Origin of the sequence: Streptomyces sp. W1SF4 (genome assembly GCF_003950035.1) — a bacterium.
Lineage (GTDB): Bacteria > Actinomycetota > Actinomycetes > Streptomycetales > Streptomycetaceae > Streptomyces > Streptomyces racemochromogenes.
This window is the reverse complement of the sequence record NZ_CP034351.1, coordinates 313,130-339,826: the sequence shown is the minus strand read 5'-3', so window position 1 is coordinate 339,826 and position 26,697 is coordinate 313,130. Positions and strand designations below refer to the sequence as shown.

Annotated in this window: 31 protein-coding genes; 18 read left to right on the top strand and 13 right to left on the bottom strand. The window is 72.9% G+C overall.

Going from position 1 to position 26,697, the window contains the following annotated elements; translation table 11 throughout:
• Positions 1-116: 116 nt before the first annotated feature.
• Positions 117-305: a hypothetical protein gene (locus D1J60_RS35415; protein ID WP_125824607.1), complete on the top strand. Its 189-nt coding sequence runs from the start codon at positions 117-119 to the stop codon at positions 303-305.
• A 16-nt stretch (positions 306-321) separates the two neighbouring features.
• Here the strand turns inward: D1J60_RS35415 and D1J60_RS35410 are convergent, their stop codons facing one another.
• A complete protein-coding gene (locus tag D1J60_RS35410; protein WP_125824606.1) occupies positions 322-852 on the bottom strand; it encodes a GNAT family protein in 531 nt (176 codons plus the stop codon).
• A 168-nt stretch (positions 853-1,020) separates the two neighbouring features.
• On the opposite strand from D1J60_RS35410, the gene D1J60_RS35405 reads away from it, so the two are divergent.
• The 4 genes from D1J60_RS35405 (at position 1,021) to D1J60_RS35390 (ending at position 4,112) form a co-directional block, all read left to right on the top strand.
• Entirely contained in the window at positions 1,021-1,323 is a 303-nt protein-coding gene (locus D1J60_RS35405) for a DUF6087 family protein (RefSeq protein WP_125824605.1), read from the top strand.
• A gap of 102 nt (positions 1,324-1,425) precedes the next feature.
• Entirely contained in the window at positions 1,426-2,244 is an 819-nt protein-coding gene (locus tag D1J60_RS35400) for a hypothetical protein (protein ID WP_125824604.1), read from the top strand.
• 45 nt (positions 2,245-2,289) lie between these two features.
• Positions 2,290-2,829, top strand: coding sequence for a winged helix-turn-helix domain-containing protein (locus D1J60_RS35395; RefSeq protein ID WP_125824603.1), 540 nt, complete (start codon positions 2,290-2,292; stop codon positions 2,827-2,829).
• Positions 2,826-4,112, top strand: a complete 1,287-nt coding sequence (locus tag D1J60_RS35390) for an MFS transporter (protein ID WP_125824602.1) — start codon at positions 2,826-2,828, stop codon at positions 4,110-4,112. Before D1J60_RS35395 ends, D1J60_RS35390 begins: the two co-directional genes overlap by 4 nt.
• A 113-nt stretch (positions 4,113-4,225) precedes the next feature.
• On the opposite strand, the gene D1J60_RS35385 is transcribed toward D1J60_RS35390, so the two are convergent.
• Positions 4,226-4,948 carry an MOSC N-terminal beta barrel domain-containing protein gene (locus tag D1J60_RS35385; RefSeq protein WP_125824601.1) on the bottom strand — a complete coding sequence of 241 codons (723 nt, stop codon included), beginning with the start codon at positions 4,946-4,948 and terminating at the stop codon, positions 4,226-4,228.
• Between the two features lie 448 nt (positions 4,949-5,396).
• On the opposite strand from D1J60_RS35385, the gene D1J60_RS35380 reads away from it, so the two are divergent.
• Positions 5,397-6,005 (top strand): hypothetical protein, encoded by a 609-nt coding sequence (locus D1J60_RS35380; protein WP_125824600.1) that lies wholly within the window; start codon positions 5,397-5,399, stop codon positions 6,003-6,005.
• Positions 6,006-6,409: 404 nt separating this feature from the next.
• On the opposite strand, the gene D1J60_RS35375 is transcribed toward D1J60_RS35380, so the two are convergent.
• From D1J60_RS35375 to D1J60_RS35350, 6 genes are all read right to left on the bottom strand, one after another.
• Entirely contained in the window at positions 6,410-6,685 is a 276-nt protein-coding gene (locus D1J60_RS35375; RefSeq protein WP_125824599.1) for a hypothetical protein, read from the bottom strand.
• Between the two features lie 331 nt (positions 6,686-7,016).
• Positions 7,017-8,327, bottom strand: coding sequence for a M48 family metallopeptidase (locus D1J60_RS35370; RefSeq protein WP_347147215.1), 1,311 nt, complete (start codon positions 8,325-8,327; stop codon positions 7,017-7,019).
• A 166-nt stretch (positions 8,328-8,493) separates the two neighbouring features.
• Entirely contained in the window at positions 8,494-9,444 is a 951-nt protein-coding gene (locus D1J60_RS35365) for a MerR family transcriptional regulator (protein ID WP_125824598.1), read from the bottom strand.
• Between the two features lie 54 nt (positions 9,445-9,498).
• Complete coding sequence (locus tag D1J60_RS35360; protein WP_125824597.1) at positions 9,499-10,194, bottom strand: thioredoxin domain-containing protein; 696 nt, start codon at positions 10,192-10,194, stop codon at positions 9,499-9,501.
• Positions 10,195-10,341: 147 nt separating this feature from the next.
• Positions 10,342-11,169: a peptidoglycan recognition family protein gene (locus tag D1J60_RS35355; protein ID WP_125824596.1), complete on the bottom strand. Its 828-nt coding sequence runs from the start codon at positions 11,167-11,169 to the stop codon at positions 10,342-10,344.
• 345 nt (positions 11,170-11,514) lie between these two features.
• Positions 11,515-13,071 carry an FAD-dependent oxidoreductase gene (locus D1J60_RS35350; RefSeq protein WP_125824595.1) on the bottom strand — a complete coding sequence of 519 codons (1,557 nt, stop codon included), beginning with the start codon at positions 13,069-13,071 and terminating at the stop codon, positions 11,515-11,517.
• A gap of 186 nt (positions 13,072-13,257) precedes the next feature.
• Here D1J60_RS35350 and D1J60_RS35345 point away from each other — a divergent pair, with 186 nt between their 5' ends.
• The 6 genes from D1J60_RS35345 (at position 13,258) to D1J60_RS35320 (ending at position 18,307) form a co-directional block, all read left to right on the top strand.
• A complete protein-coding gene (locus tag D1J60_RS35345; RefSeq protein ID WP_241253677.1) occupies positions 13,258-14,811 on the top strand; it encodes a serine/threonine-protein kinase in 1,554 nt (517 codons plus the stop codon).
• A 72-nt stretch (positions 14,812-14,883) separates the two neighbouring features.
• Complete coding sequence (locus D1J60_RS35340; RefSeq protein WP_125824593.1) at positions 14,884-15,771, top strand: DUF2268 domain-containing putative Zn-dependent protease; 888 nt, start codon at positions 14,884-14,886, stop codon at positions 15,769-15,771.
• A gap of 52 nt (positions 15,772-15,823) precedes the next feature.
• Positions 15,824-16,399, top strand: a complete 576-nt coding sequence (locus D1J60_RS35335) for a TetR/AcrR family transcriptional regulator (protein WP_125824592.1) — start codon at positions 15,824-15,826, stop codon at positions 16,397-16,399.
• An 11-nt stretch (positions 16,400-16,410) separates the two neighbouring features.
• Positions 16,411-16,800 carry a cupin domain-containing protein gene (locus tag D1J60_RS35330; protein WP_125603812.1) on the top strand — a complete coding sequence of 130 codons (390 nt, stop codon included), beginning with the start codon at positions 16,411-16,413 and terminating at the stop codon, positions 16,798-16,800.
• Positions 16,801-16,814: 14 nt separating this feature from the next.
• Positions 16,815-17,399: a DUF4865 family protein gene (locus D1J60_RS35325; protein WP_125824591.1), complete on the top strand. Its 585-nt coding sequence runs from the start codon at positions 16,815-16,817 to the stop codon at positions 17,397-17,399.
• On the top strand, positions 17,393-18,307 hold the full coding sequence (locus D1J60_RS35320; RefSeq protein ID WP_125824590.1) for a phosphotriesterase: 915 nt from the start codon (positions 17,393-17,395) through the stop codon (positions 18,305-18,307). Before D1J60_RS35325 ends, D1J60_RS35320 begins: the two co-directional genes overlap by 7 nt.
• 21 nt (positions 18,308-18,328) lie before the next feature.
• Here D1J60_RS35320 and D1J60_RS35315 read toward each other — a convergent pair whose 3' ends face one another.
• Both D1J60_RS35315 and D1J60_RS35310 read right to left on the bottom strand, forming a co-directional pair.
• Entirely contained in the window at positions 18,329-18,964 is a 636-nt protein-coding gene (locus D1J60_RS35315; protein WP_125824589.1) for an NAD(P)-binding domain-containing protein, read from the bottom strand.
• A 43-nt stretch (positions 18,965-19,007) separates the two neighbouring features.
• Positions 19,008-19,820 (bottom strand): inositol monophosphatase, encoded by an 813-nt coding sequence (locus tag D1J60_RS35310; protein WP_125824588.1) that lies wholly within the window; start codon positions 19,818-19,820, stop codon positions 19,008-19,010.
• Positions 19,821-19,962: 142 nt separating this feature from the next.
• Here D1J60_RS35310 and D1J60_RS35305 point away from each other — a divergent pair, with 142 nt between their 5' ends.
• From D1J60_RS35305 to D1J60_RS35280, 6 genes are all read left to right on the top strand, one after another.
• Complete coding sequence (locus D1J60_RS35305; protein WP_125824587.1) at positions 19,963-20,886, top strand: LysR family transcriptional regulator; 924 nt, start codon at positions 19,963-19,965, stop codon at positions 20,884-20,886.
• Positions 20,887-21,025: 139 nt separating this feature from the next.
• The gene (locus tag D1J60_RS35300) at positions 21,026-22,108 is read left to right on the top strand and encodes a hypothetical protein (protein WP_125824586.1); all 1,083 of its coding nucleotides are present in this window, start codon (positions 21,026-21,028) and stop codon (positions 22,106-22,108) included.
• Between the two features lie 177 nt (positions 22,109-22,285).
• Positions 22,286-22,666, top strand: coding sequence for a hypothetical protein (locus tag D1J60_RS35295; protein ID WP_125824585.1), 381 nt, complete (start codon positions 22,286-22,288; stop codon positions 22,664-22,666).
• 127 nt (positions 22,667-22,793) lie between these two features.
• Positions 22,794-23,465, top strand: a complete 672-nt coding sequence (locus D1J60_RS35290) for a histone-like nucleoid-structuring protein Lsr2 (protein ID WP_241253676.1) — start codon at positions 22,794-22,796, stop codon at positions 23,463-23,465.
• 140 nt (positions 23,466-23,605) lie between these two features.
• Positions 23,606-23,947, top strand: a complete 342-nt coding sequence (locus D1J60_RS35285; RefSeq protein ID WP_125824584.1) for a HopJ type III effector protein — start codon at positions 23,606-23,608, stop codon at positions 23,945-23,947.
• A gap of 106 nt (positions 23,948-24,053) precedes the next feature.
• A complete protein-coding gene (locus D1J60_RS35280) occupies positions 24,054-24,203 on the top strand; it encodes a hypothetical protein (RefSeq protein ID WP_241253675.1) in 150 nt (49 codons plus the stop codon).
• A gap of 444 nt (positions 24,204-24,647) precedes the next feature.
• On the opposite strand, the gene D1J60_RS35275 is transcribed toward D1J60_RS35280, so the two are convergent.
• From D1J60_RS35275 to D1J60_RS35265, 3 genes are read right to left on the bottom strand one after another with little or no spacing between them, the layout of a single operon-like run.
• Positions 24,648-24,959 (bottom strand): hypothetical protein, encoded by a 312-nt coding sequence (locus tag D1J60_RS35275; RefSeq protein ID WP_125824582.1) that lies wholly within the window; start codon positions 24,957-24,959, stop codon positions 24,648-24,650.
• A 1-nt stretch (position 24,960) separates the two neighbouring features.
• Positions 24,961-25,449, bottom strand: coding sequence for an HIT family protein (locus D1J60_RS35270; protein WP_125824744.1), 489 nt, complete (start codon positions 25,447-25,449; stop codon positions 24,961-24,963).
• A 34-nt stretch (positions 25,450-25,483) separates the two neighbouring features.
• Positions 25,484-26,617, bottom strand: coding sequence for a hypothetical protein (locus D1J60_RS35265; protein ID WP_125824581.1), 1,134 nt, complete (start codon positions 26,615-26,617; stop codon positions 25,484-25,486).
• Between the last annotated feature and the right edge of the window lie 80 nt (positions 26,618-26,697).

Sequence of the window (26,697 nt, the reverse complement as noted above, 5' to 3'; positions counted from 1 at the left end):
TGGGCACGGTGTCAACGCGCCATTCCGGCAACCGATATGACGCATCGTGTTTACCGTGCTCCATTCCGGTAACAATGAGTAGCGAGAGATATCCGAACCCGACGGAAGGCAGGAACATGACCCTCGTCACCGCCCTCATCCTCGTCGCGGTCGCCGCCCTCATCGGCCTGCTGGCCCTGGCCCCCACCGCACCCGCACGCCGCAACCCCGTGCCCGGCCGCCGGAACCGGGGCGCCCACCGCCGCACCGCTCCGCGACTGGACGACATCCCCGGCCAGCGGGGCATCCACCGCCACGCCGGCTGACGGGCCGCGCCAGGCATCAGGGCCGCAGCAGTCCGCCCACCCACCAGTCGTGCGGCTTGCCGTCGTTGGCGATGCCGCGATTGCGCAGCGTCCCTTCGACGGTGAAGCCGAGCGCCTCGGCGACGGCACGCGAGCCGGTGTTCCCGGTCATCGCCCACCACTCGATGCGGTGCACGTCGATCGCGGCCCAGCCCCAGTCGCACAGGGCCCGAGCGGCCTCGACCGAGTACCCGCACCGGCGCTGCTCCTTCACCGCCCAGTAGCCGAGCTCCCAGACGCCGCGGCTGATCAGGGTCAGGCAGTACGAACCGACCAGGGCGCCGGTGTCCTTGCGGAACGCCCCGAGGGTGTAGTCCTTGTCCTCGGCCCACTGGGCGGGCAGCTTCTCGCGGACGAGTTCCTCGGCGTCGGCACGGCGGTACGGCACCGGCACCGGGGTGTAGAACTGGATGTCTTCGTCCTGGCAGGCTTCGTACACCGCGTCCACGTCGGCCGGCGTGAAGGCCCGCAACAGCAGACGATCGGTCTCGAGAGTCACTGGATCCATCGCGGCAGTATGACGACCATCGGCAGGCGGCGCCCAGCGAATTTCCCCGCCGAGCCCCACTCGCCCCCCACGCGCACAACTCCCTGGCTGGTCAGCCGCGTTCCGGCTCGGGACGTTGCGGTTCGCGGAGGCGGTAGGGTGCTGCACCTGATCGACGGAGGTATGCCGATGGACCCCCAGGACGAACCGCTCGACCAGTGGGCCGCGCGCCGCGAAGGCCGGTTGCGCAAGCCCGGCGAACTCAAGGCCGTCACGCTCGGCCCCGGCCCCCAACGTGCCGCCCACCTCGACCCCGACGCCCCGCGCCTGATCCTGGAGTGGGACGGCTTCCAGTGGGCCGCCGTGAGCGTGGTCGACGACTACGCCGCCGCGTGCCGCGTCCTCGCCCCGCACCCCCCTGCGGAGGCCGTTCAGGTCCCCGGACACACGCCGCGGCTGGGGAAGGGAAAGGGGAGGCACCGCAAGCCCTGACGGACACCTGGCCCCGACACCGCCGGCAGTCCGAGGGGGGTGCGTACCAGGTCAGGGCCCCGCTGCCGTCCCGCTGACCCGTACACGCCATAACCTCAGCCCGTGACCCACAGCCACAGCGGCGGCCGGAACGAGCAGCCCCACCCCGCCGCCCTCCCTCCCCTTCGCACGCTGCTGGACCGTACGGACTGGGCGTCCCTCGCGACGGCCTGCGGGACGGGCGAGGCCCTGCCGGCGGCGCTGGCACGCCTGACCGACCCCGACCCGGTGGTCAGGGAGTCCGCTCTGCACGATGCGCTGGAGCCGGTGACCCACCAGAACAGCATCTACGAGGCCACCGCCCCGGTGGCGCTCTACGTCGCGGCGATCCTCGGCCATCCGTCCTTCACGTCGGCGCCCGACGACCCCGCCGCCGACGCCGAGACACGGATCGCCTCGACCCTCGTACGCCTGCTGGCCTGGCTCGGCGACACCGCCTACGACGCCGACGACGAGTGCGTCGCCTCCGGCGAACCCTTCTTCGACGGGGGCTTCCTCGACGAGTACGAGGAGATGCGGGCGTTCCGGGACGCGCGCCCGGCGATCTTCACCGCGGTGCATCCCCTCCTCGCTCATGCCGACGCCGACGTCCGCCACACCGCCCTGGTCGCTGCCATCCCCCTCATCGAGCACCCCCTCCTCGCCCGCCACCAGGCAGACCTGGCCGACCACGCCCGCCGCCTGCTGGCCACCAGTACCGACCGACAGCACCGAGACCGCGTGCTGGACGCGCTGAAGGCGTGGGGCCACGACACCGGCGGACTGGAGAACGCGTCCGACGTCGCGGCCCACGAGCACTACGCCCGCCTCAGGGCCGCCCGCGCTTCCTGGGACGGCGACTGGGCGGGCGGCGGCTGCTACAGCGACGACCCACCGTTCTGAGCCGAGGGGCTTGCGCAATGGTCAAGAAACGTTGACCATTGAGCCATGCCTACCGATGATCTTCCCGAGACGCTTCACGTCACCACGGACGAACAGCTGCGTGCCGTCTCCAATCTGACGCGCCACCGAATCATGGCCGTGCTCCGCTTCGAGCCCGCGACGATCACGCAGATCGCCGACCGGGTGGGCCTCGCGAAGGGGAGTTCCAGCTACCACGTACGCCTGCTGGAGCGGGCCGGGCTGGTCAAGGTGGTCCGGACCCGCAAGGTCCGGGGGGTCACCGAGCGGTACTACGCGATGGCCGCGCGGTCGATCGTGCTGCCGGATCCGGGCGAGGGAGGGCCGGACGTGCTGATGCGGCATGCGGTGGCCGACCTGGAGGCGGCGCCGGCGGACGCCGAGCGGCACGTGCGGATGGCGCACCTGCGGCTCACCGACGATCAGTTCGCGGAACTGGGAGCGCGGCTGGAGGCGCTGGCGGACGAGTACCGCGCGCTGTCCGACCCGTCACTGCCGGACACGTCGCTCGTCTTCGCCCTGTTCCACCCGGGGTCGCGCGCCCAGGCCGCCGGGGAGGGCGAATGACCTCGGACCTCCGGAAGCCGCCGGCCGGGTTCGGACGGCTGTGGACCGCGCAGACGGTGTCCTCGCTCGGTGACGGGATGTCGCACGCCGCGCTGCCGCTGCTCGCGCTGGCGTTGACGCGGGACCCGATGGCGCTCGCCGTCGTCTCGGCCGCCGGGACGCTGCCGTGGCTGCTCTTCGGGGTGCTCGGCGGTGCGCTGGTGGACCGGTGGGACCGCCGGCGCACGATGTGGGTCACGGACGCGGCCCGTGCGGTGCTGCTCGCGATACCGGCGGCCGCGGCCGCGCTCGACGTGCTGAGCATTCCGCTGCTCGCGGCCGTCGCCTTCCTCCTCGGCCTCGGCGGGCTCTTCTTCGACACGGCCGCCACCGCCTACCTGCCGGAACTGCTCGGCCGGGACCCCGCGCTCCTCCAGCGCGCCAACTCCCGCCTGCGGGGCACCCAGACCGCCGCGTCCGGCTTCGCCGGGCCGCCTGCCGGCAGCGCCCTGCTCGCGCTCGGCCGGGCGGTTCCGCTGCTCGCCGACGCGGTCTCGTTCGCGGTCTGCGCAGCGCTCGTACGGTCGCTGCCGGCCACGCCCCGGCCCGTACCGCAGGCCCGGGAGTCGCTGCTGCGGCAGGCGCGGGCCGGCGCCTCGTACGTGTTCCGGAGCCGGTTGCTGCTCGGGCTCGCGCTGCGTCCGGCGGTCGGGAACATCGCCTTCGTCGCGGTGGAGACCGTACTGGCCCTCTTCGCGCACGACCGTCTCGGCATCGGCTCCCTCGGCTTCGGACTGCTCCTCACGGCGGAGGCCACCGGCGGTCTGCTCGGCGCGGGCATCGCCTCCTTCCTCGGCCGACGCCTCGGCACCGGAACCGCGCTGACCTGTACGGCCGCGGTCGAGGGGCTCGCAGTCCTGGGTCTTGCCACCGCCCCGAACGCGTACGTCGCCGGCGTCGCGCTCGCCGTCTGCGGCGCGGGCATGGGCGCCACGATGGTGCTCGGCCCTTCCCTGAGGCAGGCGATCGTCCCCGCCCACCTGATGGGCCGGGTCGCCTCCACCTCCCGCATGCTCGCCATGTGCGCCGCCCCGTTCGGCGCCTTCCTCGCGGGCTGGCTGGCCACCGCGTACGACGTGCGCACCGCGCTCTACGCCGCCGCGGGCCTCCTGCTCGCCATGACCGCCGTCACCGCGACGATGACCGGCAACCGCCGGGTCGAGGCGGCACTGGCCGCCGCCGCCCTCGAGTCCGGCGAGGTGGGCGGGACGCCGGCGCGGGGCGAGGGGGCGGGGGTCGGTTGATCAACATCGATGAGTTCTGGGTTCTGGGTTCTGGCACAGACCTTGGGGAGCCGTCGCAGAGGGTGAGGGCGCCGTTCGATGGAGAGGCCCAACCCCGACTGCTCGAGGTGACCCTAGGCATCGGCCAGCCGGACGGGGTCGCCGGCGCGGACACGGCCCGGGCGGACGACGGTGGCCAGGGCGTCGAGGCGCAGGTCGTGGGCGGTGGCGATGGTGCGCAGGACGGCGGGGGAATGCGGCAGGCCCGGCTGGGCCTCGTTGGTCATCACGCAGCGCTCGCTGGCGCGTTCGAAGCGGATCTGCAGGCTTTCGCCGATCCGGGCGGTCCGGCCGAGCCATGTGTCCTCGACGAACGGTGGTGTGCCCGGCGGGGTGCGCACCAGCAGGTTGGGCCGGAAGCGCCGCTCGTCGGTGGGCACCTCGGGCAGGGCGCCGCGGATCCAGTCCAGGGTGGCTGTGGCCAGCAGGCTGAGGGGGAGCTGGTCGAAGTGCGAGATGTCGCTCTCGCGGGACAGTTCGACGTCGGTCCGGCGCAGGTGGTGCCGCAGGAAGGCGGTCGGGTCCGGTACCGGCGCGCCGTCCGGATCCAGCAGCTCGGGTAGGGCCGTGACCGCGCCGCCCGGGTAGCGGGACCGTAGTTGAAGCAGGCCCGGCATCCGCCGGAACCGGCGGGTGCTCTTGCCCGAGCCGAACTTCCCCTCGGCGTCCCGGACCGCGTACAGGCGGTCGCCGACCAGTCCGCGCGGGTCCACTGCGGACTCCTCCACCGCCTCCCCGCCAGTGGACTTGACGGGGTATCGCCAGATCCGCTCGACCGTACCGAGCACCGCGTCCATGGCGGCCCCCTCTCGTCGGCCCGTGTCGCATGACCGTAGGCCGGAGCCGGCCCGAGGATCAAGAAATCTGCCCGGGATCGGGCAGGCGGGAAGGTGGTTGACGGGGTCGAAGCAGGGTCGTTGGCAACGTGGATCCAGGCAGCGCCCGACCGCGCGCCGTATGCCCATATCCCAACCGCGTACGGCGAATACACACTCTTCCGGGAGCCGAGGAGGCGGCCGAACTCTGATGCGAGGGCCGAGGCGTGGGAGAGCGGTGGCAGCCGATCCTCGGTGAGGACATCGTCTTGGAGACCGAGGATGCCGCGCCGCCCTGGCACGGCTTGCGGAGCAGGATGCGCCGTGGAGTCCATGGGAATCTGGATGGGTGCGGGTCCTTTGGAGGGATGACCGGCCGCTCAACAGCAACGGAGACGGCGCTGGATCCGTTCGGCGTTCGAATACTCGGATGACTGGGCAGGTGAAGGGCCACGAAAATGGTGAGATGCGGTCGCCGGAACTTACTGAGGATGAATATGAGAGATCTGTCGAAAGCCTGCGTGGTGCACGCCTTGCAGAAGTGACCTACTACCCGCTGAGCTGCGGTGATGGTGACGTCGCCATCGAGGAGTGGGACTTCGGCGTGTGGCACCGGCCCACGATGGGAGTCGGACTGCTTGCCGAGGACGGCACGCAGTACTCGGCGGTGTGGGGTCATAGTTTCGACCACTATGGCCTGGAGCTCTTCCGAGGGCCCATGTCCGACCACCTGACCATGATCGGACAGCCCGGAGGGACGCCGGCCGTGGTGGTAACCGACCACCCCTGTTGGTCAGGGCTCATCGGGGTTCCGCTGGTGGGCGCCGACATCCTCTGGTCCGAGGGCGACTCCGGAGTCCGGCTGCCGGTTGCAGTCGAGCTTCGTGCACCTGCTGCCAAGGCGTGGCTGGCCGCGGGTCGTCCGGCGCAATGGCCGCCAGTTGGGCGTTTCTGGCTCGGCACCGATGACGTGATGACCGTTTTCACGCGTGAGGCCGCTGTCGCTGTCGGTCTGTCTCCGGAAAGCGCAGAAGGCTGACGGACCGCCGCTTCACCGACAGGAGACTGGCCCGTGGCCCACGGGGCAGCAAAGGCTTCAGGCGTCATCTCGGCAGGTCGTTTGAGCCGGGTCGCCGCGGCATTCACTTCGATGTGAGCGACGGCCGGACCATGTGGTTCACCGCGCATCGTTTCCACCCGCCCTTCGTCCGCCGCGTCAGTGGTGAAGAGCGCCTCGTCCTTCGTTCCACTGGTGCCCGGACCGGGGCGAGTTGGCGCTCCTGTGCTTCGTTCTGATCTCAGGCGCCGACGCGCACCTCACCTCTCCTCTGTGGAATTTCTAGGCGCCCCCCCCGGCACCCCCTGGATGGTGGGGCCGCTCTCCGGTTCAGAACTCGCGGTGGGCATGCGGGCCGGGAGGGGCTGGCGGTCGAGGTAACCCGACTACGCCTGACCGGCGTCGGCGAGCCGGCCCGGCACGGACACCTGCGTGCCGTCGGCCGCGTCGTCCATCTGAACGCCGTCGCGGGGGTCGCCGTCGGCCCTGCCGGCCCAGCCGCTGATCCCGTCCAGCGCGGGAGCCGGCAGGCCGGCGGGGAGCGCCAGGGACGTGCGCGCCGGCGGAGGCGTCTCCGCCGGCGAGGCCGGAAGGCAGGCCGAGGCCGTGAGGGCGGCGGCGATGGCGAGGGGTACGGCGAGGCGCAGGAGCGTACGGTGCATGGCGGTGGTTTCCTTCGGGAGGTGCGGTCGGATCACCCCCGATCCTGTCCGCACCCCACCCCTGCGGACATCGCGCGCGGGAGTGAGTCGTCCTCCCCCACGTGGGGGAGGACCCTCGCCCGGCGGTCCTGCCCTCCGGCCGCCTGTCGGCCGGCCACACCGGCCCTGATCGCCCCCTCGTGATCATGATCCGCCGACGGCGGCACCTTGAGGCCGAGGGTCTGCTGTATGCGGCTTCGCAGCGGGCGGTGCGCGGCGGAATCCGATGGGGAGCCCGCATCGCCCATCAGAAAGCGGCCGCGTCACCCCGGCCCGGCGCGGGGGTTCGGGGTCAGGCGGCGAAGTCGCGTATGACCCGGCGTGCCAGTGCGGCGCGGGCGGGCGCCAGCTCCGCCGATACCGTCTCTACCCGCTGCTCCGCGAACGAGACGAGCCCCGGGTGCGGGCCGCCCGCGGCCGCGAGGTTTCGGCGCAGGTGGGTCGGGGGGTGGGTGGAGTCGACGCTGTGCCCGCGCCGGGCGGCGACCCGCCTCAGCCGCTCGTACTCCCGCTCCGGCACCGCCGCGAACCGGGCGGCCAGCCGCTCCCACAGCTCCCGCTCCGCGGCCTCGCGCGCCCCCCGCCCGGCCCGTCCGCCGCGCATCCCGGCGGCGACCGCTTCCCGCCGGAGCCCCGCGTCGACCGTGTCCGCGATCAGCAGCCGGTCCATCAGGGCGACGGCCGCGGCAGTCGAACCGACACGGGCCGCGCTCGCGTCGGCGAGGTACTCCGACCGCTGCGAGGCACGCAGCGTCAGGATGTCGAGCAGCCGCAGCAGCCCGAGCACGGCGCACCGGGGCAGGAACACGACCGTGTTGACGAACCGGTCCAGCAGGCCCGTCGGGGGCGTCGGCGCCAGCAGGTAGTACCAGACCGACAGCGAGTGCAGCGCCCCGACGGTGAACCCGGCCCGCCTGGTGTCCCCGTGGGCGAAGTGGCCCAGCTCATGACCCAGCAGCGCGACCCGCTCCTGCGGTGTCAGGACCTCCCACAGGCCGAGCCCGAGGTACAGCACACGGTGCTGGCGCAGACCGTACGTGGTCACACCGGCGTTGGCCCCCGGCACCACGACCACGGCGCGCACACCGCCCGTGCCGAGGGCCGCCGCGACCTCGTCGACCAGGCCGAACAGCTCGGGGGCATCGCCCCGCGACAGGACCGGCGCGTCCTTCGGCAGCCGCCCCGGCCGGGGCCTCAGCACCACGGCGAGGCCCAGGAGCAGCGCCCCCACCACGGGCTGCACACCGGTCTCCCAGCCCAGGACGATCAGGAGCACCCCCGCGACCGCCAGCAGCACGGTCAGGGAGTGCACCACCAGGGAAACTCCCTGCGCCAGCACGGCCGAAGCGGACGTGCCGCGCGTCTCACCGTGCTCCGCGCCCCGCGCCAGCTCCGCCGCCAGCTGTTCCCCGTGCCTGTGCGCGAGGCGCCGGCGGAAGGCGGCGATCCGGCCGGGTTCGGGGTCCGGCGTGCCCGGATCCACGTTCCAGTCGCATGCCGCGCACCATTCGACGTACGTCTCGTCCACCGGCACCGATGCGCCGCACGCCGGGCATTCCCGAACCGGGGGCGCGCCGGTGTCTTCCCCGCTGATGACGCTCACGTTCCCCTCCCCCGTCGCAGGTTCCCCCCTGGAACTGCGACCGGGGCAGCATAGGTGCCCGTCCGGTCCGGGCCAACCGCATTCCACCTGCGACAACGCGGCCCTGTGGATCGTGTGCGCCGTCAGGACAGGCGGGGGTTAGGCGGCGGATCACCCGCTGCCCGGGTCACGAGGTCGCCGCCACGGCGGAGCCCTTCCGCAGGGCGGCGGTGAACCAGCCGTACACGGGGGCCAGCGTCGGCGAGGGGGGCCATCCGTTGACCGTCGCCAGCAGCCGCCAGTACCGCTCGACGTGCGGGTCAGGGGTCAGGTGGAGGCGGGCGAGGAGCCAACGCCGCAGATCGCCGCCGCCCGCGCACTGGAACGCGTGGCCGTAGAGGCTGCCGAGTACGTCGGTGAGCGGTACGGCCGGGCCGGGGGCGGGGAGGACGCCGATGGCTGTGGCCTCCTCGATGCGTTCGCGCATCGTACGGTTGAGGTCGTCGTGCAGGTCGCCCACCGCTTCCGGGGACGGTGCTTGCGCCTGGTCCTCGGCGACGCGGCGTACCGCGGACCGGAATTCGGCGCTCCGGCACAGCTCCGCCAGTTCGATCCAGGCTCCGACCTGCTCCGGCGTGGGGTGGTCGGGGATCTCCGGCATGACGGACCGCATCAGGTTCGCGAACTCGGGGTTAGGCGCGCCGTCCGCGAAGACGGCCTCGACGAATTCGGTGACCAGGCGGTGCTGTTCGTCCTGGGAAAGCGTGGCGAGCCGGTGCATGAGGTCCATCTCCAGGGGTGTGGTGCCGCGCTGCGCGACGGCCCGCAGGACCGCCTGGCGCACGCGCAGGGACCGGATCTGTACGTCCAGGGCGTCGGCGTGCGCTTCGGCGACCTCGGGCAGGGACGTCTCCCGGTCCAGTACCTTGCGTACGGTCGCCAGGTCGAGGCCGAGTTCGCGCAGCGTCCGGACCAGGGCGAGGCGGGCGAGCGCGTCCGGGCCGTACAGCCGGTAGCCCGCGGGGCTTCGGCCGGCCGGCGGGACGATGCCTTTGTCGGAGTAGAACCGGATCGCCTTCACCGTCAGGCCGGTGCGGCGCGCCAGCTCTCCGATGGAGTGGAGGGTGTCTTCGTGCATGTCCCCCAGCTTGGGGTCTCCCCCGACGGGAGACTCAAGCGCTGCCGGGCGGCATCAGCGGTAGCCGGCTACCCAGACCGGGAAGAAGTCCTCGGTGAGCAGCACGTCGGACTCCGTCTGCGGCAGGCGCGAGCCGTTGATGTCCACCGCGGGCAGCACGGGTGCGCCGGCGGCCTCGTACGCCTTCTGGGACTTCTCCGCGAAGTCCGCGTACTTCATCTCCTGGACCGCGGAGTCGAATGCCGGACCGCGGAGGCCGTGCACGTGTGACGCCGCCTCCAGGAGGAGCGCGTCGGTGTAGCCGTCGCCGTTCTCCTCGGGTCGGCTACGGAGCAGGACGGCCCGGTACTCGGCGAACCTGCCCTGTTCCAGCGCGGCCCGCAGGGCGTTGACGGCCTTCTTCGACCCGGTGCCGCCCAGCCGGCCGTCCAGGGCCGAGGACAGGGTGTACTCGGTCCGCACCTCCCTGCCCAGCGTCATCTCCAGGAGCGAGGGCCCCGCACCGGTCACCTCGACCTCCCTGCACACCGAGCACCGCACGTCCTCGTACACGCGAACCGGCATCCGTCGCGGGTCCCCCACGACGATGGTGGTCCCGTCCGGCGCCAGGACCTCCGGCAGGTCTTCGACGGCGGCGTACGGGTGGCGGCGTTCCCGCTGCGCGGCCTCCGTCTGATCTCCGCAGGCTGTCGTGGTCAGCCCCAGCAGGGCGACCGTCACCAGTACGGGACGAATGCGTTCGGGTCTCATGCGGATGCGCTTTCACTGGTGTGCGGGAGGGCCCTGCCGCCTCTTGCGGCGGCACGGCGCGACAGGCATGTGACGCGCACACGAGGAATCTGAGCCCACTACAGCACAGCCGAAGACGTCTGAGGCGACCGGGGGTCGGATGGGGGGTCAGGGTGTGCGGAGGGGGGTGAGGAGGTTTGGGGGGAGGTATTCCGTGAGGGAGCGGGCGGCGGCTTCCGGGTCGGTGGACCAGTCGGGCGGCAGGTTGACCGGCCAGCGGGGCTGTTCCACCGGCTGGGTGCTTCCCAGCCTCAGGGCCACGTCCTGGCGCAGCCGCGGCAGCATCGCGTAGAGCCGGTCGCCCGGACAGGCGGTGCTGTTGAAGTCCCGGTGCCCGTAGATCTCGGAAGGGGAGAGGTCGTACTGGCGGCAGATCTGGGCGCACAGGTCGGCGAGGGTGGAGAACTGCGCCGCGGGAGGCTCCTGGGTGGTGTAGGTGCCCTCGTTCTCGATGCCGATGGCCACGCTGTTCTGTCCCACGCAGTGGGCGCCCCGCACCAGCCGGTCCCCGGATTCCAGTGCGGCCAGGCTGTGGTGGCGGCCTTCCAGGACGAAGGCGCCCCGGCTGACGGTGAAGTGCTGGCCGGTGTCGATCCAGCCCTGTGTGTCCATGTGGAACCGCTGGATCGCCCGGGCCAGGGCGTGGGCCCGCTCCTGCGAGTAGTCGCTCACGTTGGCCGACGCCGTGTGGTGGACGATGATCCGCTCGGGGCGCGTGTCGAGGACCACCACCTCCTCGGACGCCTCGCGGGCGCCCCAGCCGTCGCAGTCCGTGATACGGGGCGTCGTGGCCCCGTCCCGCCCTTCGGGCCGCCGGGAGCCGGTGGCGGCGCGGGCCGCGCCGGTGGCGGCGGTGGGGAGGAGGGTGGCGGCTCCGAGCGCGAGCGCGGTCGAGAACACGCCGCGGCGGGAGAACCGGGAGGGAAGGGACGTCATGGAGCCGCCTGTTCCGGTAGGGGTGGGCAACCCATCGAAGGGGAGCCCGCCGCAGAAGGCACACAGGCGCGCCGAGGGGCTGCTCCGCCGGGTCCCCTACCGGGCCGAACGAGCGGAGCGTCCCGGCCCCCAGGTCGTGCCGCCCGCACGTCCGCCGGTGGCGCCCCCCGGCATTCGCCGACGCGCGACGCCGGGGGTGCGCCGAGGGGCCGTCAGCGCCCGACGCGGGCGGACCGGGGCCGCCGCCCGGCCGCTGTTGCCCGGCGCCGGGTCAGGGCCGTGCGGTGCGGGCTCCCCGGGATGCCGCCCCCGCCCGGTCGAGCCGGCGGAGGCGGAGCAGCGGTCTCAGGACACAGCGGCCCGGTCGGTGGGCCCGGCTCCGGCCGGCGCAGCGCCGAACCACCGGCGTGCCGCCTCCTCGAACCCCTCGGGATCCGGGTGACGATCGCCCGCCCAGGCGACCACCCCGTCCGGCCGCACCAGCACGGCACCCAGGCCGAGGTCGTTCGCCGCCCGCCCGGCCGCGTACCGTATCCGGCCCTCCCAGCCGGCTGCGGAAGCGCGCAGGCGCCGGTCGGGGGTGAAGTCGAGGACGACGCCCCGTCCGTCCTCCATGAGGTCACCGAGGCGGCTGCCGTCCTCGAAGCGGAAGTCGGGGGCGCTGCGGCCGGCCAGCGGATGCTCGCTGCCCAGGTCGTACCGGATCCACGATCCTGACAGCCTCTCGAACACGTAGGTCGCCCCGTCACGGGTCCCTATGAGCTCGCGGACCACGGCCTGGATCGCCTGGGCGTGCGGTTCCGGCCTCATGGTCGCCACCTGGGCGCGCGACCAGTCGAGCACCGCCGCGCCGACCGGGTGGCGCTCGTCGGCGTAGGTGTCGAGAAGCCCGTCCGGCGCGTGCCCGTGCACGGTCGCCGCGAGCTTCCATCCCAGGTTCACGGCGTCACCGATGCCGGTGTTCAGCCCCTGGCCGCCGAGGGGGGAGTGGATGTGGGCGGCGTCGCCCGCGAGCAGGACGCGTCCCCGCCGGTACGACGTGGTCTGCATCGCCCGGTCGGTGAAGCTCGACGCCAGGTGGACCTCGTCGATCGTCACGTCGGTGCCGGACACGCGGCGCAGGACCGCCTGGAGGTGCTCGCGGGTCAGCGGCTGTGAACGGTCGAACGCACCGCCGTCGAAGTCCGTCATGGCGATGTGCCCGTCGGTGGGCATCCGGAGGTACATGCCCGTCGGCGTGAGGTGGAAGCCGGGGGGCAGACCCTGGGGGCCGGCGAGGGTGGCTTGCAGGGTGTAGCCGGTGAACTGCGGCTCGGTGCCGACGAATTCGAAGTCCGCGAGCCCGCGCACCGTACTGCGTCCGCCGTCGCAGCCGACCAGCCAGCGCGCCTCGTACGCGTCCGTGCCGGCTCGGGCGACGACGCTCTCGCCGTTCTGGGTCACGGCCGAGACCGTGACGCCGCGCCTGATGTCCACGCCGAGCTTGGACGCCCGGCCGCTGAGCACCGTCTCGACCGCCTCGAGGTCCGTGATCACGGCTTCGGGCGCCGGCCCGGGAAGCCGGTACGGGAGGGCGGCGACGTCGACCTGGTTCCCGTCGAGCATCATGCCGGCGAAGTGGCCGACGAACCGGGGGCCTGACGGCACACCCGCCGCTTCGGGGGCCGCACCGAACACCTCTTGAACCCCCGAGGCCGTCAGCAGCGGTTCCAGCAGCCCGCGCCGGTAGAACGCCTCCACCGATGCGGCGGACAGCCCGCGCCTGCCGAGCGGGGCCGACCGTAACGGGGAGCCGGGCCCCGGCTCCCGTTCCAGCACCACTACGGAACAGCCCGCGAGGCCGAGCTCGCAAGCCAGGGCCAGGCCCACCGGACCGGCTCCCACGATCACCACGTCATGCACGAAAGGTCCCCTCTTCGAACGCGTTCCGGCCGGACGGTCGTCCGGCACGACCTCCCGAACGGTGTCAGCCCGCTCCGACATCGCACCGACAGCCGCACCGACAAGCCGCTGACAGGCGGCCGCCACCAGCGCCCGGGGGCGGGGGGGCCTTCGCCCGGCCGCATGCGTTGGGTTAGGTTCCCGGTCGTGACTGACGATCGCGGACGACTGCTGGCCGGCCGGTACCGGCTGGCCGCACTGCTCGGCCAGGGCGGCATGGGGACCGTCTGGCGGGCGCACGACGAGCAGCTCGACCGGGAGGTCGCGCTCAAGGAACTCCGGCTCCCCGAGGGCCTCGACGCCGCCGGGCAGCAGGCGTGGATCGCCCGGCTGGACCGCGAGGCGCGTGCGGCCGCCAGGCCGAAACACCCGGGGGTGATCACCGTCCACGACCGGATAGCCGACGAGGACGGCCGGCCGTGGATCGTGATGGAACTCGTCCGCGGCCGCTCCCTGGACGACCTGGTCAAGGAGGACGGCCCGCTTCCGCCCGCCCGCGTGGCCCTGATCGGCCGACAGGTCCTGGACGCGTTGCGCGCCGTGCACGCGACGGGCGTGGTCCACCGGGACATCAAGCCGGCCAACGTGCTGCTCGAAGGCGACCGGGTGGTGCTGACCGACTTCGGGATCGCGTCCGTGGAGGGCGAGCCGGGTCTGACCCGCTCGGGGGCGCTCATGGGGACCCCGGTGTACATGTCCCCCGAGCAGATGCGCGGGCTCCCGGCGACCGCGGAATCCGACCTGTGGTCCCTGGGAGCGACGCTGTACACCGCCGTGGAGGGGCATCCGCCGTTCAACGGCTCCGGTTCCTGGGCCGTCTTCGTCGCCGTGGCCACCGAGGACCCCGTCCCCGCCGTCCGCGCCGGGGAGCTCGGCCCCGTGCTGACGGGACTGCTCCGCAAGGACCCTGCGCAGCGCCTCACCGCTGAGGAGGCGTACGAGCTGCTCGCCGGACCGGCGGGCGGGGCCGGGCCCTCCCGGCCGGCGGCCGCGGGCTCGGGCACGCTGCGGCTGGGGGAGGCCGTGCCGTCGGCTGCCGGGCCCGCGGCAGCTCCAGACCCCGGACCCGGACCCGGCCGCACCCGCGCCGGCGCGCGCGGGCGCTACGTTCTGGGCGGCCTGGCGGCGGTGGTGGCCGTCCTGGTCGCGGTGCCCTGGGGGTTACCGGACTCCGGAGCCTTTGACGACGCCGGCCCCACCCGCTCGGCCGGGGCCCTCGCGCCCACCGGCCCGTCCCGGCCCCCGTCCTCCCCGCCCGCCGAACCCACCCCGTCCGCCGCCACATCCGGCCCCGGCACCCGCCCCAGCGCGAGCCCCAGTCCCAGTCCCAGTCCCAGCCCCACGCCGACTCCCACGCCCGTGCCGGCCCACACGCCCCTCGACCGCCAGGCCATCGAACGCGTCTTCACCCTCTACATGAACGGGCTGGCCGACCACGACATGACGTCGCTGCGCCGAGGCACGTGTCCACGGCTCCGTTCGACCCTGCTCGGGTTCGCCCTCAACGGATACTTCGTGGACCGCTGGGAACTCCAGCACTACGAGATCCCCCCGGGCAGGAACGAGCTCAGCGTGGAAGCGAAGATCACCCGGCGGGACCCCGAGACCGGGGCGCTCGCGGGTGACGTCCTCAACCAGTGGATCATCGAGAGAACCGCGGACCAGCAGTACTACGTATGCGGCTGGCTCAACGGGGAGTGACGCCCCCGAGGTGGTCCGGCCGGCGGCCGCGGCTTGATCCTCACGTAGCGGGAGGTCCTACCGTCCCGTGTCATGAAGATCATCGTTCATGACACGGCGTCCGCCATGCTCGATCTCCTCCAGCGCCCGCTGGAGGAACGGCCCGACGCCCTGCGCGAGATGCTCAGCCCCCTGCAGAAGGCCATGTCCGCGATCGGCGACCTGGACATGGTCCAGATGCACCAGGCCGGCAGCGGCTTCCGGACCGACGTGGAGGACGCGCGCTACCTTCCGGCCCTGCGGCAGATGCAGGACGCCCAGGTGTGGAACCGGATCGAGGACTGCCTCGCCGCGGCGTGGAGCCGGCTGAGCGCGGCGGCGCCCGGGATCAAGGCCGCCGAGACCGTACACGTCGTCCTGGCGCTGGGTGACCCGGACGACGAGCTGCTGACGGTCCGCAACGGGGGCTACTTCGGAATGGGCGGCATACCGGGGGCGATCCAGCTGACGATGTGGCCCACCGCGACCAGCCTCGCCAAGATCGGGTACGCCGCCGCGCACGAGCTCCACCACAACGTGCGCTACGCCAACGTGGTCTGGGACCCGGCCACCGTCACGGTCGGCGAGCAGGTGGTGGCCGAGGGCCTGGCCGAGGCGTTCGTACGCGAGGTGGCCGGTGAAGACGCGATGGGGCCGTGGGCGACCCGGCTGTCCGGCCGGGAACTGGAGCAGGCACAGGCCAAGGTCACGGCGGCGATCGACGTGGCCGGGATGTGGAACCTGCCGCCGTACGTGTACGGCGACGCCACCGCCCGCCGCATGGGCTGCGAACCCGTCGGGCTGCCCGACGCCGCCGGGTACGCGGCCGGCCTGCGCATCGTCGACGCCCACCTCAGGGCCAGCGGCCTCACCGCCGCGCAGAGCACCGCCCTGCCCGCCCGGGACATCCTCGTGAACGCGGGCGTGCCGACCAGCGCGTGACCCCCGCCGCACGGCGCCACGACGGTACGCCTCGACTTCTGTAACTACTAGTATGTACATTACGCGTATGAGCACCAGGGACCGACTGATCGAGTCCACCCGCGAACTGCTCTGGGAGCGCGGCTACGTGGGCACCAGCCCCAAGGCGATCCTGGAGCGCGCGGGCGTGGGCCAGGGCAGCATGTACCACCACTTCCAGGGCAAGCCCGACCTCGCCCTGGCCGCGATCCGCCGCACCTGCGAGGAGCTGCGCGCCGCCGCGCAGAGCGCGCTGGACGGGCCCGGGACGCCGTACGAGCGGATCCGGGCCTATCTGGAGCGCGAACGCGACGTACTGCGCGGCTGCCCCGTGGGCCGCCTGACGATGGACCCGGACGTGGTCGCGAACGAGGATCTGCGGGCGCCGGTGGACGAGACGATCGCCTGGCTCCGCGAGCAGCTCGTCCGCATCGTCGAAGAGGGCCGGGAACAGGGCCAGTTCGCCCGGTCCCTCGACGCGCGGGAGATCGCCGCGACCGTCCTCGCCACGGTGCAGGGGGGTTACGTCCTGGCCCGCGCGTCGGGCTCGCCCGCGGCCTTCGACGCGGGGGTACGCGGTCTGCTCTCCCTGCTGCGACCGGCAATCTGAGGAGTTCCCCCATGCACATCACGACGAAGCGGCCCGACACCCTGCGGGGCCCGGCGGAGCACTTCACGGGCACGGTGTGGCTGGACGAGATCGCCGCCCCGAAGTCACCGTCCCGGCTGAGGATGTTCAGCGTGCACTTCGCCCCCGGCGCGCACACCGCCTGGCACCGCCATCCGCACGGCCAGGTCCTGCACGTCCTGGAGGGCGAGGGACTGGTCCAGCGCGAGGGCGGTGACGTCGCGGCGATCCGGGCGGGCGACACCGTGTGGATCGAGCCGGGCGAACGGCACTGGCACGGCGCCGCCCCCGGCACCTTCATGACGCACCTCGCCGTCGTGGAGGCGGCCGAGGACGGCGCGACCGTCGAGTGGCACGAACACGTGGACCACTACCCCGCTTGAGAACGGAGCTCACCGTGCACGCCATGCAGTACGAGATGACCCTGCCCGCCGACTACGACATGGGCGTCATCCGCGCCCGTGTCCTGCGCCTCGGGCACGCCCTCGACGACTGGGACGGCCTCGGCTTCAAGACGTACCTGATGCGCGAGCGCGGGGTACACGGTTCGCCGGTCAACCAGTACGCGCCGTTCTACCTCTGGAACACCATGGAGGGGATGAACACCTTCCTGTGGGGAGGCGCCTTCCAGGGGCCCGTCGACGACTTCGGCCGGCCCGACGTGCGGCAGTGGACGGGCCTGGCCTACGAGGAGGGCGCCGCGGCGGGCTCTCCCGCCGTCGCCGCGGTACGCCGGCGGGAGCGGGTCCCGGAGGGCGTGACGCTGTCCGCGTTCATGGAGGACGCGGTGCGCGAAACGGAGCGGCTCGCCTCGCGGGAAGGCGCCGTACTCGCCGCGGCCGCCGTCGACTCGCACCGCTGGGAGCTGGTCCGCTTCTCGCTCTGGGACCACCCCGCGCCCGAGGCCCCCGGCGACGTCTTCGAGGTGCTGCACGTGTCGGCGCCCGGAAGGCACGTACTGCCGCGGGGGCGGCAGTGGTAGACCGCGTCCGCACGGTCCTCGGGGACGTACACCCCGATGACCTGGGCGTCTGCGACGCCCACGACCACCTCTTCCTCCGCAGCCCCCAGCTCCCGGGCCGGGAACTGGACGACGTCACGGCCGCGCGCTGCGAACTGGCCGCGTTCCGCGCCGCGGGCGGTGCGAGCGTCATCCAGTGGACGCCGTACGGCATGGGACGGCGGACCGCGGACCTGCCGTCCCTGTCCCGCGCGGCCGGGGTGCACGTGGTGTGCGCGACCGGAATGCACCAAGCCGCCCACTACGAGCCGGAGTCACTCGACGCGCTGCGCGGCGGGCTGGCAGACCTCTTCGTCGGCGAACTGACCAGGGGCATCGGCACATCGGGCGTCCGCGCCGGCCTCATCAAGGTCGCGGGCGGCTTCCACGCCCTCGACGCGCACGCGCGGTGGACGATGGCCGCCGCGGCCGAGGCCCACCACGAGACCGGCGCGCCCGTCGCCGTCCACCTGGAGCACGGCACGGGCGCCCTCGACGTACTCGACCTGCTGTGCGACGAACTGGAAGTCCCGCCCCACCGCGTGATCCTCGGGCACCTCAACCGCTCCCCCGACGGCGTGGTGCAGCGCCAGGCCGCGGAGGCGGGCTGCTACCTGGCCTTCGACGGGCCCTCAGTCGCCCACCACGCCACCGACTGGCGGATGCCCGACGCGGTGAAGGCGCTGGCCGACGCCGGCTTCGGGCACCGGCTGCTGCTCGGCGGGGACACCGTCGTCTCCGGAGCGCGGTCGGTCGACGGCGGTCCCGGGATGCCGTACCTGCTGCGCCGGGTGCGACCCCGGCTGGTGGCCGCCGTCGGTGCGGAGCTGGTGGACCACGTCCTCACGCGGAACCCCGCGCGCGCCTTTGCCGTCGACTGGTGCGCATGAGCGGCGGGCGGTGTCGGCCCGTCAGCGGGCGAGCGAGACGGCGAAGGGCTCGAAGCCGTGGCGGCGCAGGATGTGGGGAACGACCAGGATCATCGCCTCGGTGGCGCGGGCCGTGGTGACGTCGCCGAGGTCCTCGATCTGTTCGGACCGCCAGCCCAGGTCGCCGAGCAGGGCGGTGACGGTCCGCTTCGCGTGCTCGTCGTTGCCCGAGAGGTAGGCGGTCGGGGGGACGGCGAGGGATTCGGGGGCGGTCATGACCATGAACAGCATGGTGTTGAGGGTCTTGACCACATGGGTGCCGGGAAGCGCGGCCTGCAGCTTCTCGGCGAGGCTGCTGCCGGGATAGCAGAGCTCTCCGGGCAGGCCGTCGCGGGCGTCGCGGGTGGCGTTGGAGACGTCGACGAGGATCTTGCCCGTGAGTTCGGTGCGCAGGTCGGTGAGGCGGTCCAGGGAACTGTCGCCGGGCGTCGCGTTGATCACGATGTCCGCGGTGCGGACGGCCGTACGATGGTCGGCGAAGGTGACGCGCGGCGTGGCAGGGGTGTCGGTGTCCGGCAGTCTGCGGCCGCCGAGGGTGACGTGGTGTCCGGCTGCGGCGAGCTTACGGGCGAGGTTGGTGCCTACGCGGCCGGTGCCGAGGATGCCGATGCGGGTCATGCGCTGCTGCTCCTTGCGATGGGGGTGGAGAGGGGACGTCCGGTCAGGCGAGCGGGGCGAGGACCTTGCGGGCGGCGTCGTGGATGCCGGGGGCCGCGGCCAGGAAGTCGCGGCTGGCGGTGTTCCAGGGCTCGCCCGCCAGGTCCGTGACGGTGCCTCCGGCCTCGGAGACCAGCAGGGCGCCGGCGACGAGGCCGGAGCGGACGTCGGAGAACTGCCAGAACGCGTCCATGCGTCCGGCGGCGACGTGGATGAGCTGCATCGTGGCGGGGACGGACACGCGTACGACCAGGCCGTTGACGAGCATGGCCGTGACGGAGTCACCGATCCGGCGGAAGGTGCGCTCGTCCTCTCCGGGCCTGGCCTGGCCGGTTCCGGTCAGGGCCGCACCGAGGTCGGTCTTGGCGGACGCCTTCAGGGGCCGGTCGTTCAGACGGGCGCCGCCACCGGCGACGGCCGTGTAGGTGTCGCCGGTCAGCGGCAGGTGGACGACGGTCAGTACCGGCTGGTTGTCGCGGACCAGGGTGGCGGTGACGGCCCAGTCGTCCATGCCGTGGACGTGGTTGATGTTGCCCTCGGCGGGGTCGACCACCCACCACTCGCCCGGCGGGAGCGCGCCGCCGGCCAGCTCGTCCTCGGCCCACTGCGAGCCCGGCCGGGCCCGCAGCAGGGGCTCCCGCAGCACGGCCAGTACCGCGTCGTCGTTGGCGTGGATCTCGGCGACGACCTGGTCCAGGCTCACGCCCCGGGCGTGCGGGGCGTAGCGGTCGCGCAGTGTTTCGCCGGCGGTCTTCACCGCGGTCGTCACGTCGGCGAGAAGCGTCGTACCGGCGGCGAAGGGCAGGGCAGTGCTCATGGCGGACTCCTGGGTCAGTCGATCGGTGGGGATGCGGGGCGGCGATGGTCTCTGCTGGTCTCCGCTCGCTCCCCGCACTTCGAAGGTAGGCCGCCCGATCGTTAACAACAAGTGCATGCTTGTCACTTGTAGAGTTACCGCCATGCAATTGGATCTGAACTTGCTCACGGCCCTGGACGCCCTGCTGGAAGAGGGCAGCGTGGCCGGCGCCGCAGCCCGCCTCCACGTCACCGCCCCGGCGATGAGCCGCTCCCTGGGCCGCATCCGCAAGGCCACCGGTGACCAGATCCTGGTCCGCACCGGCCGCAGCATGGTCCCCACCACCCGCGCGCTGGCCATGCGCGCCCAGGTCCACGCCCTCGTGCAGCAGGCCCACCAACTGCTGTCCGCGCAGCGGGAACTGGACCTGGCGTCCCTGGACCGGGTGTTCACCGTGCGCTGGCACGACGCCCTGACCGCAGCCTGCGGCACCGCCCTGATCGCCGCCGCCCGGCGTCAGGCTCCCGGCGTCCGGCTGCGCCTGTCCGCCGAAGCCGGCACGGACGACGCCGAGCTGCGCCGGGGCGAGGTCGACCTCGAATCGAGTTCCGGCGTCCCGACGCTCTCCGGCATCAGCCACCGCCTGGTCGGCCGGGACCGGCTGGTCGTCGCCGTCCGGCCGGGCCACCCGCTCACCGAAGGCCCGCTGAGTCTCGAGCGGTACGCCGCCGCCGAGCACCTCACCGTCTCGCGGCGCGGCAGCCTGCGCGACCCGATGGACGACGCGCTGACCGCACGCGGCCTCGAACGGCGCGTCGCCGCCGCCGGGCCCACCGCCTCCTTCGCCCTGCAACTCGCCCTCGCGACCGACCTGGTCGTCACCCTCCCCGACGCCGTCACCCGCACGGGCCGGGAAGAGCTCGGCCTGGTCACCCTGCCGCCGCCGCTCCCCCTGCCCGAGGTGCCCCTCTACCTCCTGTGGCACCAGCGCTACGACGACGACCACGCACACACCTGGCTGCGAGACCTGGCCGCCGCAACCGTCCAGGCCGTGTTCACCCCGCCGACGGCCGCCCAACAGGCCTAGACACGGCTTGGCCGTGCCGGCGTTGCCGGAAGGCCATGGGGCGGCGAGGCGGCCGGCGGCGGCCGGGGTGGGGGGTGTCGGGGGTGTCGGAGGCGTCGTGCATGATCAGGCCTCCGTACCGTTCCCGAGGAAGAGTCCGATGAGACGCTCCATATCCATGCCCGTACCCGCGGCGCTCGCCGTCGTCCTCGCCCTGGCGGCCACCGCCGGCTGCGGCGGCCACGGCACCGGCGAGCGGGCGGCCGGGCCCGCGAAGTCCGCCGCCGGCCCCGCGACGAGCAGCCCGCCCGCCCCGGTCAAGGTGGCGCCCCTCTCGCAGGAGGAGGCGCGGGGCGTCGTCAAGGACGTCACCCTGAAGGTCGAGGCGGACAACTTCGACGCCGGGTACTGGAAGGGCGTCGCCGAGGGCCCGCTGCTGGAGCAGCAGCTCGCCGTCGTGGAGACCGCCAAGAAGTACGGCACCGACCGCGAGCCGAGGCCCGCCGACTCCCCCGCGACGGACCCGGCGGTGCACACGTGGACCACCGGCAAGGACGACGGCAGCGACCGGTGGATCCTCGGCGCGCACGAGGTGCAGGGCTACACCGTCGGCGACGCCGGGAAGGAGGCCGTGCTGCGCTGGTCGCTGTTCCACCAGCAGAAGGCGGGTGCGCCGTGGCTCGCTGCCTTCATCGCGCGTGCTCCCGAGCCGGCGGACCTGCCGCAGGTCGCGGTCGGGCCCGACGGCCGGGCGGTCACCGGCGGGGACCTGGCGGGACTCGCGGCCGACCCGGCGAAGGTCTGCGGGCAGTACGGCGACTACATGCACACCGACGCCGGCGCGGGCGGCGTGAAGTGGAGCCAGGACGTCACCAAGCGGAAGGCGTCCTCCGGCGCGCAGCTGGAGCGGATGCGCACGTCCGTCGGGAAGGGCGGCAAGGTCGACTTCGGCGTCGACGTCAACCGCGGCTCGCACGGTCCCGTCTGGCGTACGACGGACGGCGGGGCGCTCGTGGCCTGCACGGCCGTCAGCAAGGTGTACACGGAGTCGGGCCCCGGCCGGTCGACGACCTTCAGCAGCAGCGGCTGGGCCGGCACCACGGACATCCCGTGGGCCTCGTACACCCAGCGGATCATGGGCCTGACCGTGCTGAAGGTGTCGGCGGGCGCCGCGGGCGAGGTGTCCGTCGCGGCCGAGTCGAACCTTCCGTACTCCTTCGACGGTACGAAGTCCACGGGCTGACGGGTCGTTCGGCTCCGGTGCCGGACACGTCCGGCGCCGGGCCGTACGGGTGACTTTCGGCCCCGTTCGGCCGATCTCGGGTCGGCGCGGCGGACGCACGGTGGCGCGTACCGGCCGAGTGTGAGGGGATCGTCCGCGCCCCGTTGCAGGACGCCGTCGCCGGGAGTTGTGAGTCCGATGATCCGTTTCCTGTCCGTCCTGCCGGTCGCCGCAGCCCTGACGACCGCGCTCGCCGTGCCCGCGGGCGCCGCGGCCGACCCGAGGCCCATCACCTCGCCGTACGTCCAGGCGGCTGCTGACGTCAGCGCCTCGGGCGTGCTGCAGCGGGCGAAGAACATCGACTGGGTGCGCCACGTCAACACCGGCAGGTACTGCGTGAACGTCAGCGAGGAGGTCAACCTCGCGTTCAGCGTGGTCCACGTGGAGCTGCCCAATTCCAACCGCCGCAGCTTCAGCACCACGCCCAACGCCCTCTGCGGCCCGGACACGGTCACCGTGTACACGTACGACCTCAACGGCGCCTACGTGGACAACCCCTTCACGGTCGCCGTGTTCTGACCCCCGCCGCGGCAGCGGCTGCGCCTGGCCGCGCTCTTGGGCCGTGGACGACGCGAGAATGGGTCTCCACGAGGACGAAGTCAGTCCGTGCGGTACCCCTCTGCCCCGACCACGCCCAAGGAGTCCGGTGACCGGCCTCACCACCCTCATACGGCTCTGCCCGCCGCCCCCGCCGGCTCTGCGCATCGCCTGGCAGCCTGTCGAATCCGCACTGGGCATGGCCCTGCCCGCGGACTACAAGCAGCTCGCCGAGCTGTACGGCCCGGGGGTGTTCTGCGAGTTCGTGCACGTCCACCACCCGCACGGGGTCACCCCGTTCGTCAACCTCACGGGCCCGATGCCCGCCAGGATCCGGTCTGACCTGCGCAACGACGTCGCCGAAGGCATCTTTCCGGTCCCCCACGACCCGGACCGGCTCTTCGCCGTCGGGGGGACGGACAACGGCGAACGGATCTTCTGGATCACCGATCCGGTCGATGAACCCGACCGGTGGCACATCGCCGTCAACGAAGCCAGGGGCCCAAGGTGGTTCACCTTCAGCGGCTCCCTCACCGAATTCCTCGGCTCCGTGTTCACCGGGCGGACCAGCGTCCCCCAGTTCCCCCGCGGCCTCCTCGACGAAGCCCCCGCCTTCACCGGCTCACGCCCCGTCCTGTGGAAGCCGGCGCCCATCGCGGAGTCCGCGCCTGTCGACACCGCGTCCATCCGGGCCTGGGCGCGGGCCAACGGCCACGACGTGCCCGCCCGGGGCCGCATCCCGGCCGAGATCCGCCGAGCCTGGGAGCAAGCCGTCTCCTGACCGGGCGCGCCCGTTGTGACCTGCGGAGATGCCGGTCGTCCCGACATGTGGCGCGATTCCGAGCGGTGGGCCCCGAGGGGGGTATGGTCTTCCGGTCACGGACGGCCATCGGATCGTCTGTTCTACCCGAGGGAGCCGACATGACGGACCTGAACTCGCTGCGGGCGAGCCTTGCGTCTGGTGAGCACGAGTTCGCCGACACCCTGGCCTTCGTCGCCGAGCACTACGACTACCAGCCGCAGGCGTTCCGCAACGGGGAACTGGAGAACGGCGCGGGTGAGAACGAGGGCTCCTGCAAGACGCTGGGTCTGGCGCTGCTGGAGGGTCTGACCGACGAGGAAGCGCTGCTGGCGTTCGGTGAGCACTACCGCAAGGTGCTGGCGACGCCGAACGACACCGATCACGGCAACATCCGCAACCTCCTGGCCCATGGCCTGGCCGGGGTGAGCTTCGCCGGGCAGGCGCTGACCCGGAAGGGCTGAACGGCGTCGGACTCCGGGCGGGCGGACGGTGGGCCTTCGTCACCGTTTCCCCACAAGTGCCCCTGTCGGCGTCGGGGTGGGCGGGGCCGGGGCTAGGGTCGTGGTCATGGGGGACGGACTGACGCGGGTGAAGCAGTGCAAGCAGTGCCGACGTCCGCTGGACGAGCGGCGTTGGGGGCGTCCGAAACGGTTCTGCAGCCGGTGGCACCGGGTGCGGTACTGGCTGGAGGAGCTGGGGGAGCTCGTGCTGAGCTAGGGACGGCCGCGCCGGCCGGCCCCTGTCAGGGTGGTCTGAGGCTGTAGGCCGGCGCGTGCCTCGCGGCCGGAGTGGCGGTAGCCGGTGCGGCCTGGTTCACGGTCTCCGGGGCCTGGGCCACGACGCACGCGGTGTGCGGGCCAGGTCGAAGGGCGTGGCCGTCGTCGGAGCCGTCGAGAACACCCGGTACCGCGAGGACGGCGGGCGCCTACCTGACGACGCGGCCCGCTACGCCGTGCTGGAGCCGGGGCGCCAGTACGTCATCGCCGTCCAGTCGGCCCGACGGCCGGCACGGGCTGTCAGCTCGCAGGCGGCGCCGGTTCGGATGACGCGGCTGCTGGTGGTACCAGCGTTCGTGCTCGGTGTCGCGAATGTCGAGCTTGCGCCAGCGGGGATGCCTGAAAGCCCGGGGCGGACCGCCAGTAGGCGGCGAGGGCGCAGAGGTCAGAAGCTGTCGACCCATCCGAACGTGGCGTTGTACGCGCGCTGCAGTGCGTGGCGGCCGCGGTCCCCGTCGGCGTACATCCATGCCAGGGCTGCGGAGAACCAGAGCAGGAAGATGCCGCCGACGACGGTCGGCGCGACTGTCTGGCCGAACCCGGTGAGGAGGAGCAGGACGGTGGCCGTGAGGGCCGCGCCGACGTGGGCTGGTCGTGAGTTGAGCGGCTCGGACTTGCGTGCCTCTCTGCGTTCGGCCCGTTCTGCGGCGAAGCGGGCGTCGCGGGTGGGCTGGGGTTCGTTCTCGTCGAAGTACATTTCATGTCCCCGGCCGGAAGCCGCGCGCCGCCTCGCGGAGGCGGGCGGTCAGGGCGGAGGTCTGGTCGTGGGGGAGGTTCAGGACGCCGTTCTCCGTCATCAGGGCGTGGAACTGCTGCTCCTGGTACGGGGTTCCGTGCGGCAGGGGGGCGATGTGCCAGTGGAGGTGGGCGTTGCCCTGTTGGCTGCCGAGGGAGTAGAGGTAGGTGCGCTCCGGGTCGCAGACCGCCTCGACGGCCAGCGCGATTCTCCTGACGAACAGCATCAGGCGGCTGTAGGCGGCTTCGTCCAGGTCGCGTACGGCGTGCTCGACGTGGGCTTTCGGGGCGACGAGGACCTTGCCCTCCAGCGTGGGCCATCTGTCCATGAACGCGATGTGGTCCTCGTCCTCGAAGACCGTCTCGTGGACGTAGTCCGGGTCTCCGGCGAGGAACGCGCAGACGAAGCAGGGGCCGTTGCGGGCGCGGGCCGTGTACGAGGTGAGGTCCATCGGTTGGCGGGCCGTCGGCATGGGGGCTCCTGGGTCAGGGCCGCGGTGTGGCCGCGGGGTCCGGGAGGGTGTGGAGGAGTTCGAGTCTGCGCTGGACGGCGTCCGTGGCCCCCGGGCGCAGGCCGGGGACGCGGCGGCGGAGGGTCACCAGGTGGGGGCCGAGTTCCCGGGCGCGGCGCGGGTCCGGGATCTGCTGCCACTGGTGGTGGGCGCGGTCCACGGCGCCTTGGACCGGTGGGGCGTCCGGGGCCTGGTGGCGGCCCAGGCGGGCGTCGGCGGCGGCCATCCACAGCTCGCAGCTGCCGGCCGCGTCGCCGGCGATGTGGGCGAGGTCGGCCCGGACCTCCAGCCAGTGCACGGCCTCGGCGGACCCGGGCCCGTACGTGTGGGCGGCCCAGCCCTCCCACCGGGCGGCAAGGGACGCGGCCTCGGTGTGCTGCCCGGCGTGCGCAGCGGCGAGGATCGCGGGGAGCGGGTCCGTGGCGTCCACCGCCGCGGGGCGCGGCGGAACGGGCGTCGGGGTGGCGTCCGCCGCGAGCAGCAGGGCGGTGTCGTCGCCGGCCTGGGCGGCCGCCCGCGTGTGGAGTTCGGCGAGCGGCGGGGTCAGTCCGCTGCGCCAGATGCCGGCCACGCCCTTCAGGTAGGCGGGGTCCGCGACGCGGTTGCGGGCGGGTGCGGGGGTGATCCGGCCGTAGAGGGACGTCCCGTGGCCGAGCGTGAGGCCGTGGGCGGTGATCTTCTGCCAGGTGTCGGGGGTGGCGACCAGGTCGACGAGGACGGTGGTGGTGCCGGGGCGGCGCGGCTTCAGCTCGTTCGCCAGCCAGGCCCAGGGCAGGCCGGTGTAGCGGAGGGTGGAGGGTGTGGTGCGGGCGAGGGCCAGGTGGATCCCGTGCTGCCGGGTGTCGAGGTGGAGTTGCCCCGCCAGGAGGAGCGTCAGGGGGCCGGGCGCGGTGGCGGCGGCGCGGATGCGCGTGAGGACGGTCTGCTGGTCCGTCGGATCGGACAGCTCGACGATCGTCCCGGCCGCGGTCCGGGTCAGCGCGCTGGGCGGACAGGCCGCGAGCGTGGACAGGACGCTGCTGGCCGCGATGAGGCGGCCCTTGCCGGCCGGGGCGGCGGCGAGGAGCAGCGCGGTCCCGGGTGCGGTCGTCTCCCCTGTGATCAACACACGAGCACCGTACGCCACCTCCTGGACGGGCCTCAAAGGGTTCCGGTGACTCGCTCCGTTCCGTCGACCCCGGCGGACCG

What these genes read in the sequence shown, in the direction of transcription:
- D1J60_RS35315 (WP_125824589.1), bottom strand. Translation starts at nt 18,964, where the DNA reads ATGACCCGCATCGGCATCCTCGGCACCGGCCGCGTAGGCACCAACCTC.
- D1J60_RS35385 (WP_125824601.1), bottom strand. Translation starts at nt 4,948, where the DNA reads ATGGACGCGGTGCTCGGTACGGTCGAGCGGATCTGGCGATACCCCGTC.
- D1J60_RS35415 (WP_125824607.1), top strand. Translation starts at nt 117, where the DNA reads ATGACCCTCGTCACCGCCCTCATCCTCGTCGCGGTCGCCGCCCTCATC.
- D1J60_RS35390 (WP_125824602.1), top strand. Translation starts at nt 2,826, where the DNA reads ATGACCTCGGACCTCCGGAAGCCGCCGGCCGGGTTCGGACGGCTGTGG.
- D1J60_RS35300 (WP_125824586.1), top strand. Translation starts at nt 21,026, where the DNA reads ATGAGACGCTCCATATCCATGCCCGTACCCGCGGCGCTCGCCGTCGTC.
- D1J60_RS35335 (WP_125824592.1), top strand. Translation starts at nt 15,824, where the DNA reads ATGTACATTACGCGTATGAGCACCAGGGACCGACTGATCGAGTCCACC.
- D1J60_RS35360 (WP_125824597.1), bottom strand. Translation starts at nt 10,194, where the DNA reads ATGAGACCCGAACGCATTCGTCCCGTACTGGTGACGGTCGCCCTGCTG.
- D1J60_RS35305 (WP_125824587.1), top strand. Translation starts at nt 19,963, where the DNA reads ATGCAATTGGATCTGAACTTGCTCACGGCCCTGGACGCCCTGCTGGAA.
- D1J60_RS35285 (WP_125824584.1), top strand. Translation starts at nt 23,606, where the DNA reads ATGACGGACCTGAACTCGCTGCGGGCGAGCCTTGCGTCTGGTGAGCAC.
- D1J60_RS35310 (WP_125824588.1), bottom strand. Translation starts at nt 19,820, where the DNA reads ATGAGCACTGCCCTGCCCTTCGCCGCCGGTACGACGCTTCTCGCCGAC.
- D1J60_RS35275 (WP_125824582.1), bottom strand. Translation starts at nt 24,959, where the DNA reads ATGTACTTCGACGAGAACGAACCCCAGCCCACCCGCGACGCCCGCTTC.
- D1J60_RS35295 (WP_125824585.1), top strand. Translation starts at nt 22,286, where the DNA reads ATGATCCGTTTCCTGTCCGTCCTGCCGGTCGCCGCAGCCCTGACGACC.
- D1J60_RS35410 (WP_125824606.1), bottom strand. Translation starts at nt 852, where the DNA reads ATGGATCCAGTGACTCTCGAGACCGATCGTCTGCTGTTGCGGGCCTTC.
- D1J60_RS35405 (WP_125824605.1), top strand. Translation starts at nt 1,021, where the DNA reads ATGGACCCCCAGGACGAACCGCTCGACCAGTGGGCCGCGCGCCGCGAA.
- D1J60_RS35355 (WP_125824596.1), bottom strand. Translation starts at nt 11,169, where the DNA reads ATGACGTCCCTTCCCTCCCGGTTCTCCCGCCGCGGCGTGTTCTCGACC.
- D1J60_RS35365 (WP_125824598.1), bottom strand. Translation starts at nt 9,444, where the DNA reads ATGCACGAAGACACCCTCCACTCCATCGGAGAGCTGGCGCGCCGCACC.
- D1J60_RS35270 (WP_125824744.1), bottom strand. Translation starts at nt 25,449, where the DNA reads ATGGACCTCACCTCGTACACGGCCCGCGCCCGCAACGGCCCCTGCTTC.
- D1J60_RS35380 (WP_125824600.1), top strand. Translation starts at nt 5,397, where the DNA reads ATGACTGGGCAGGTGAAGGGCCACGAAAATGGTGAGATGCGGTCGCCG.
- D1J60_RS35340 (WP_125824593.1), top strand. Translation starts at nt 14,884, where the DNA reads ATGAAGATCATCGTTCATGACACGGCGTCCGCCATGCTCGATCTCCTC.
- D1J60_RS35375 (WP_125824599.1), bottom strand. Translation starts at nt 6,685, where the DNA reads ATGCACCGTACGCTCCTGCGCCTCGCCGTACCCCTCGCCATCGCCGCC.
- D1J60_RS35330 (WP_125603812.1), top strand. Translation starts at nt 16,411, where the DNA reads ATGCACATCACGACGAAGCGGCCCGACACCCTGCGGGGCCCGGCGGAG.
- D1J60_RS35280 (WP_241253675.1), top strand. Translation starts at nt 24,054, where the DNA reads ATGGGGGACGGACTGACGCGGGTGAAGCAGTGCAAGCAGTGCCGACGT.
- D1J60_RS35395 (WP_125824603.1), top strand. Translation starts at nt 2,290, where the DNA reads ATGCCTACCGATGATCTTCCCGAGACGCTTCACGTCACCACGGACGAA.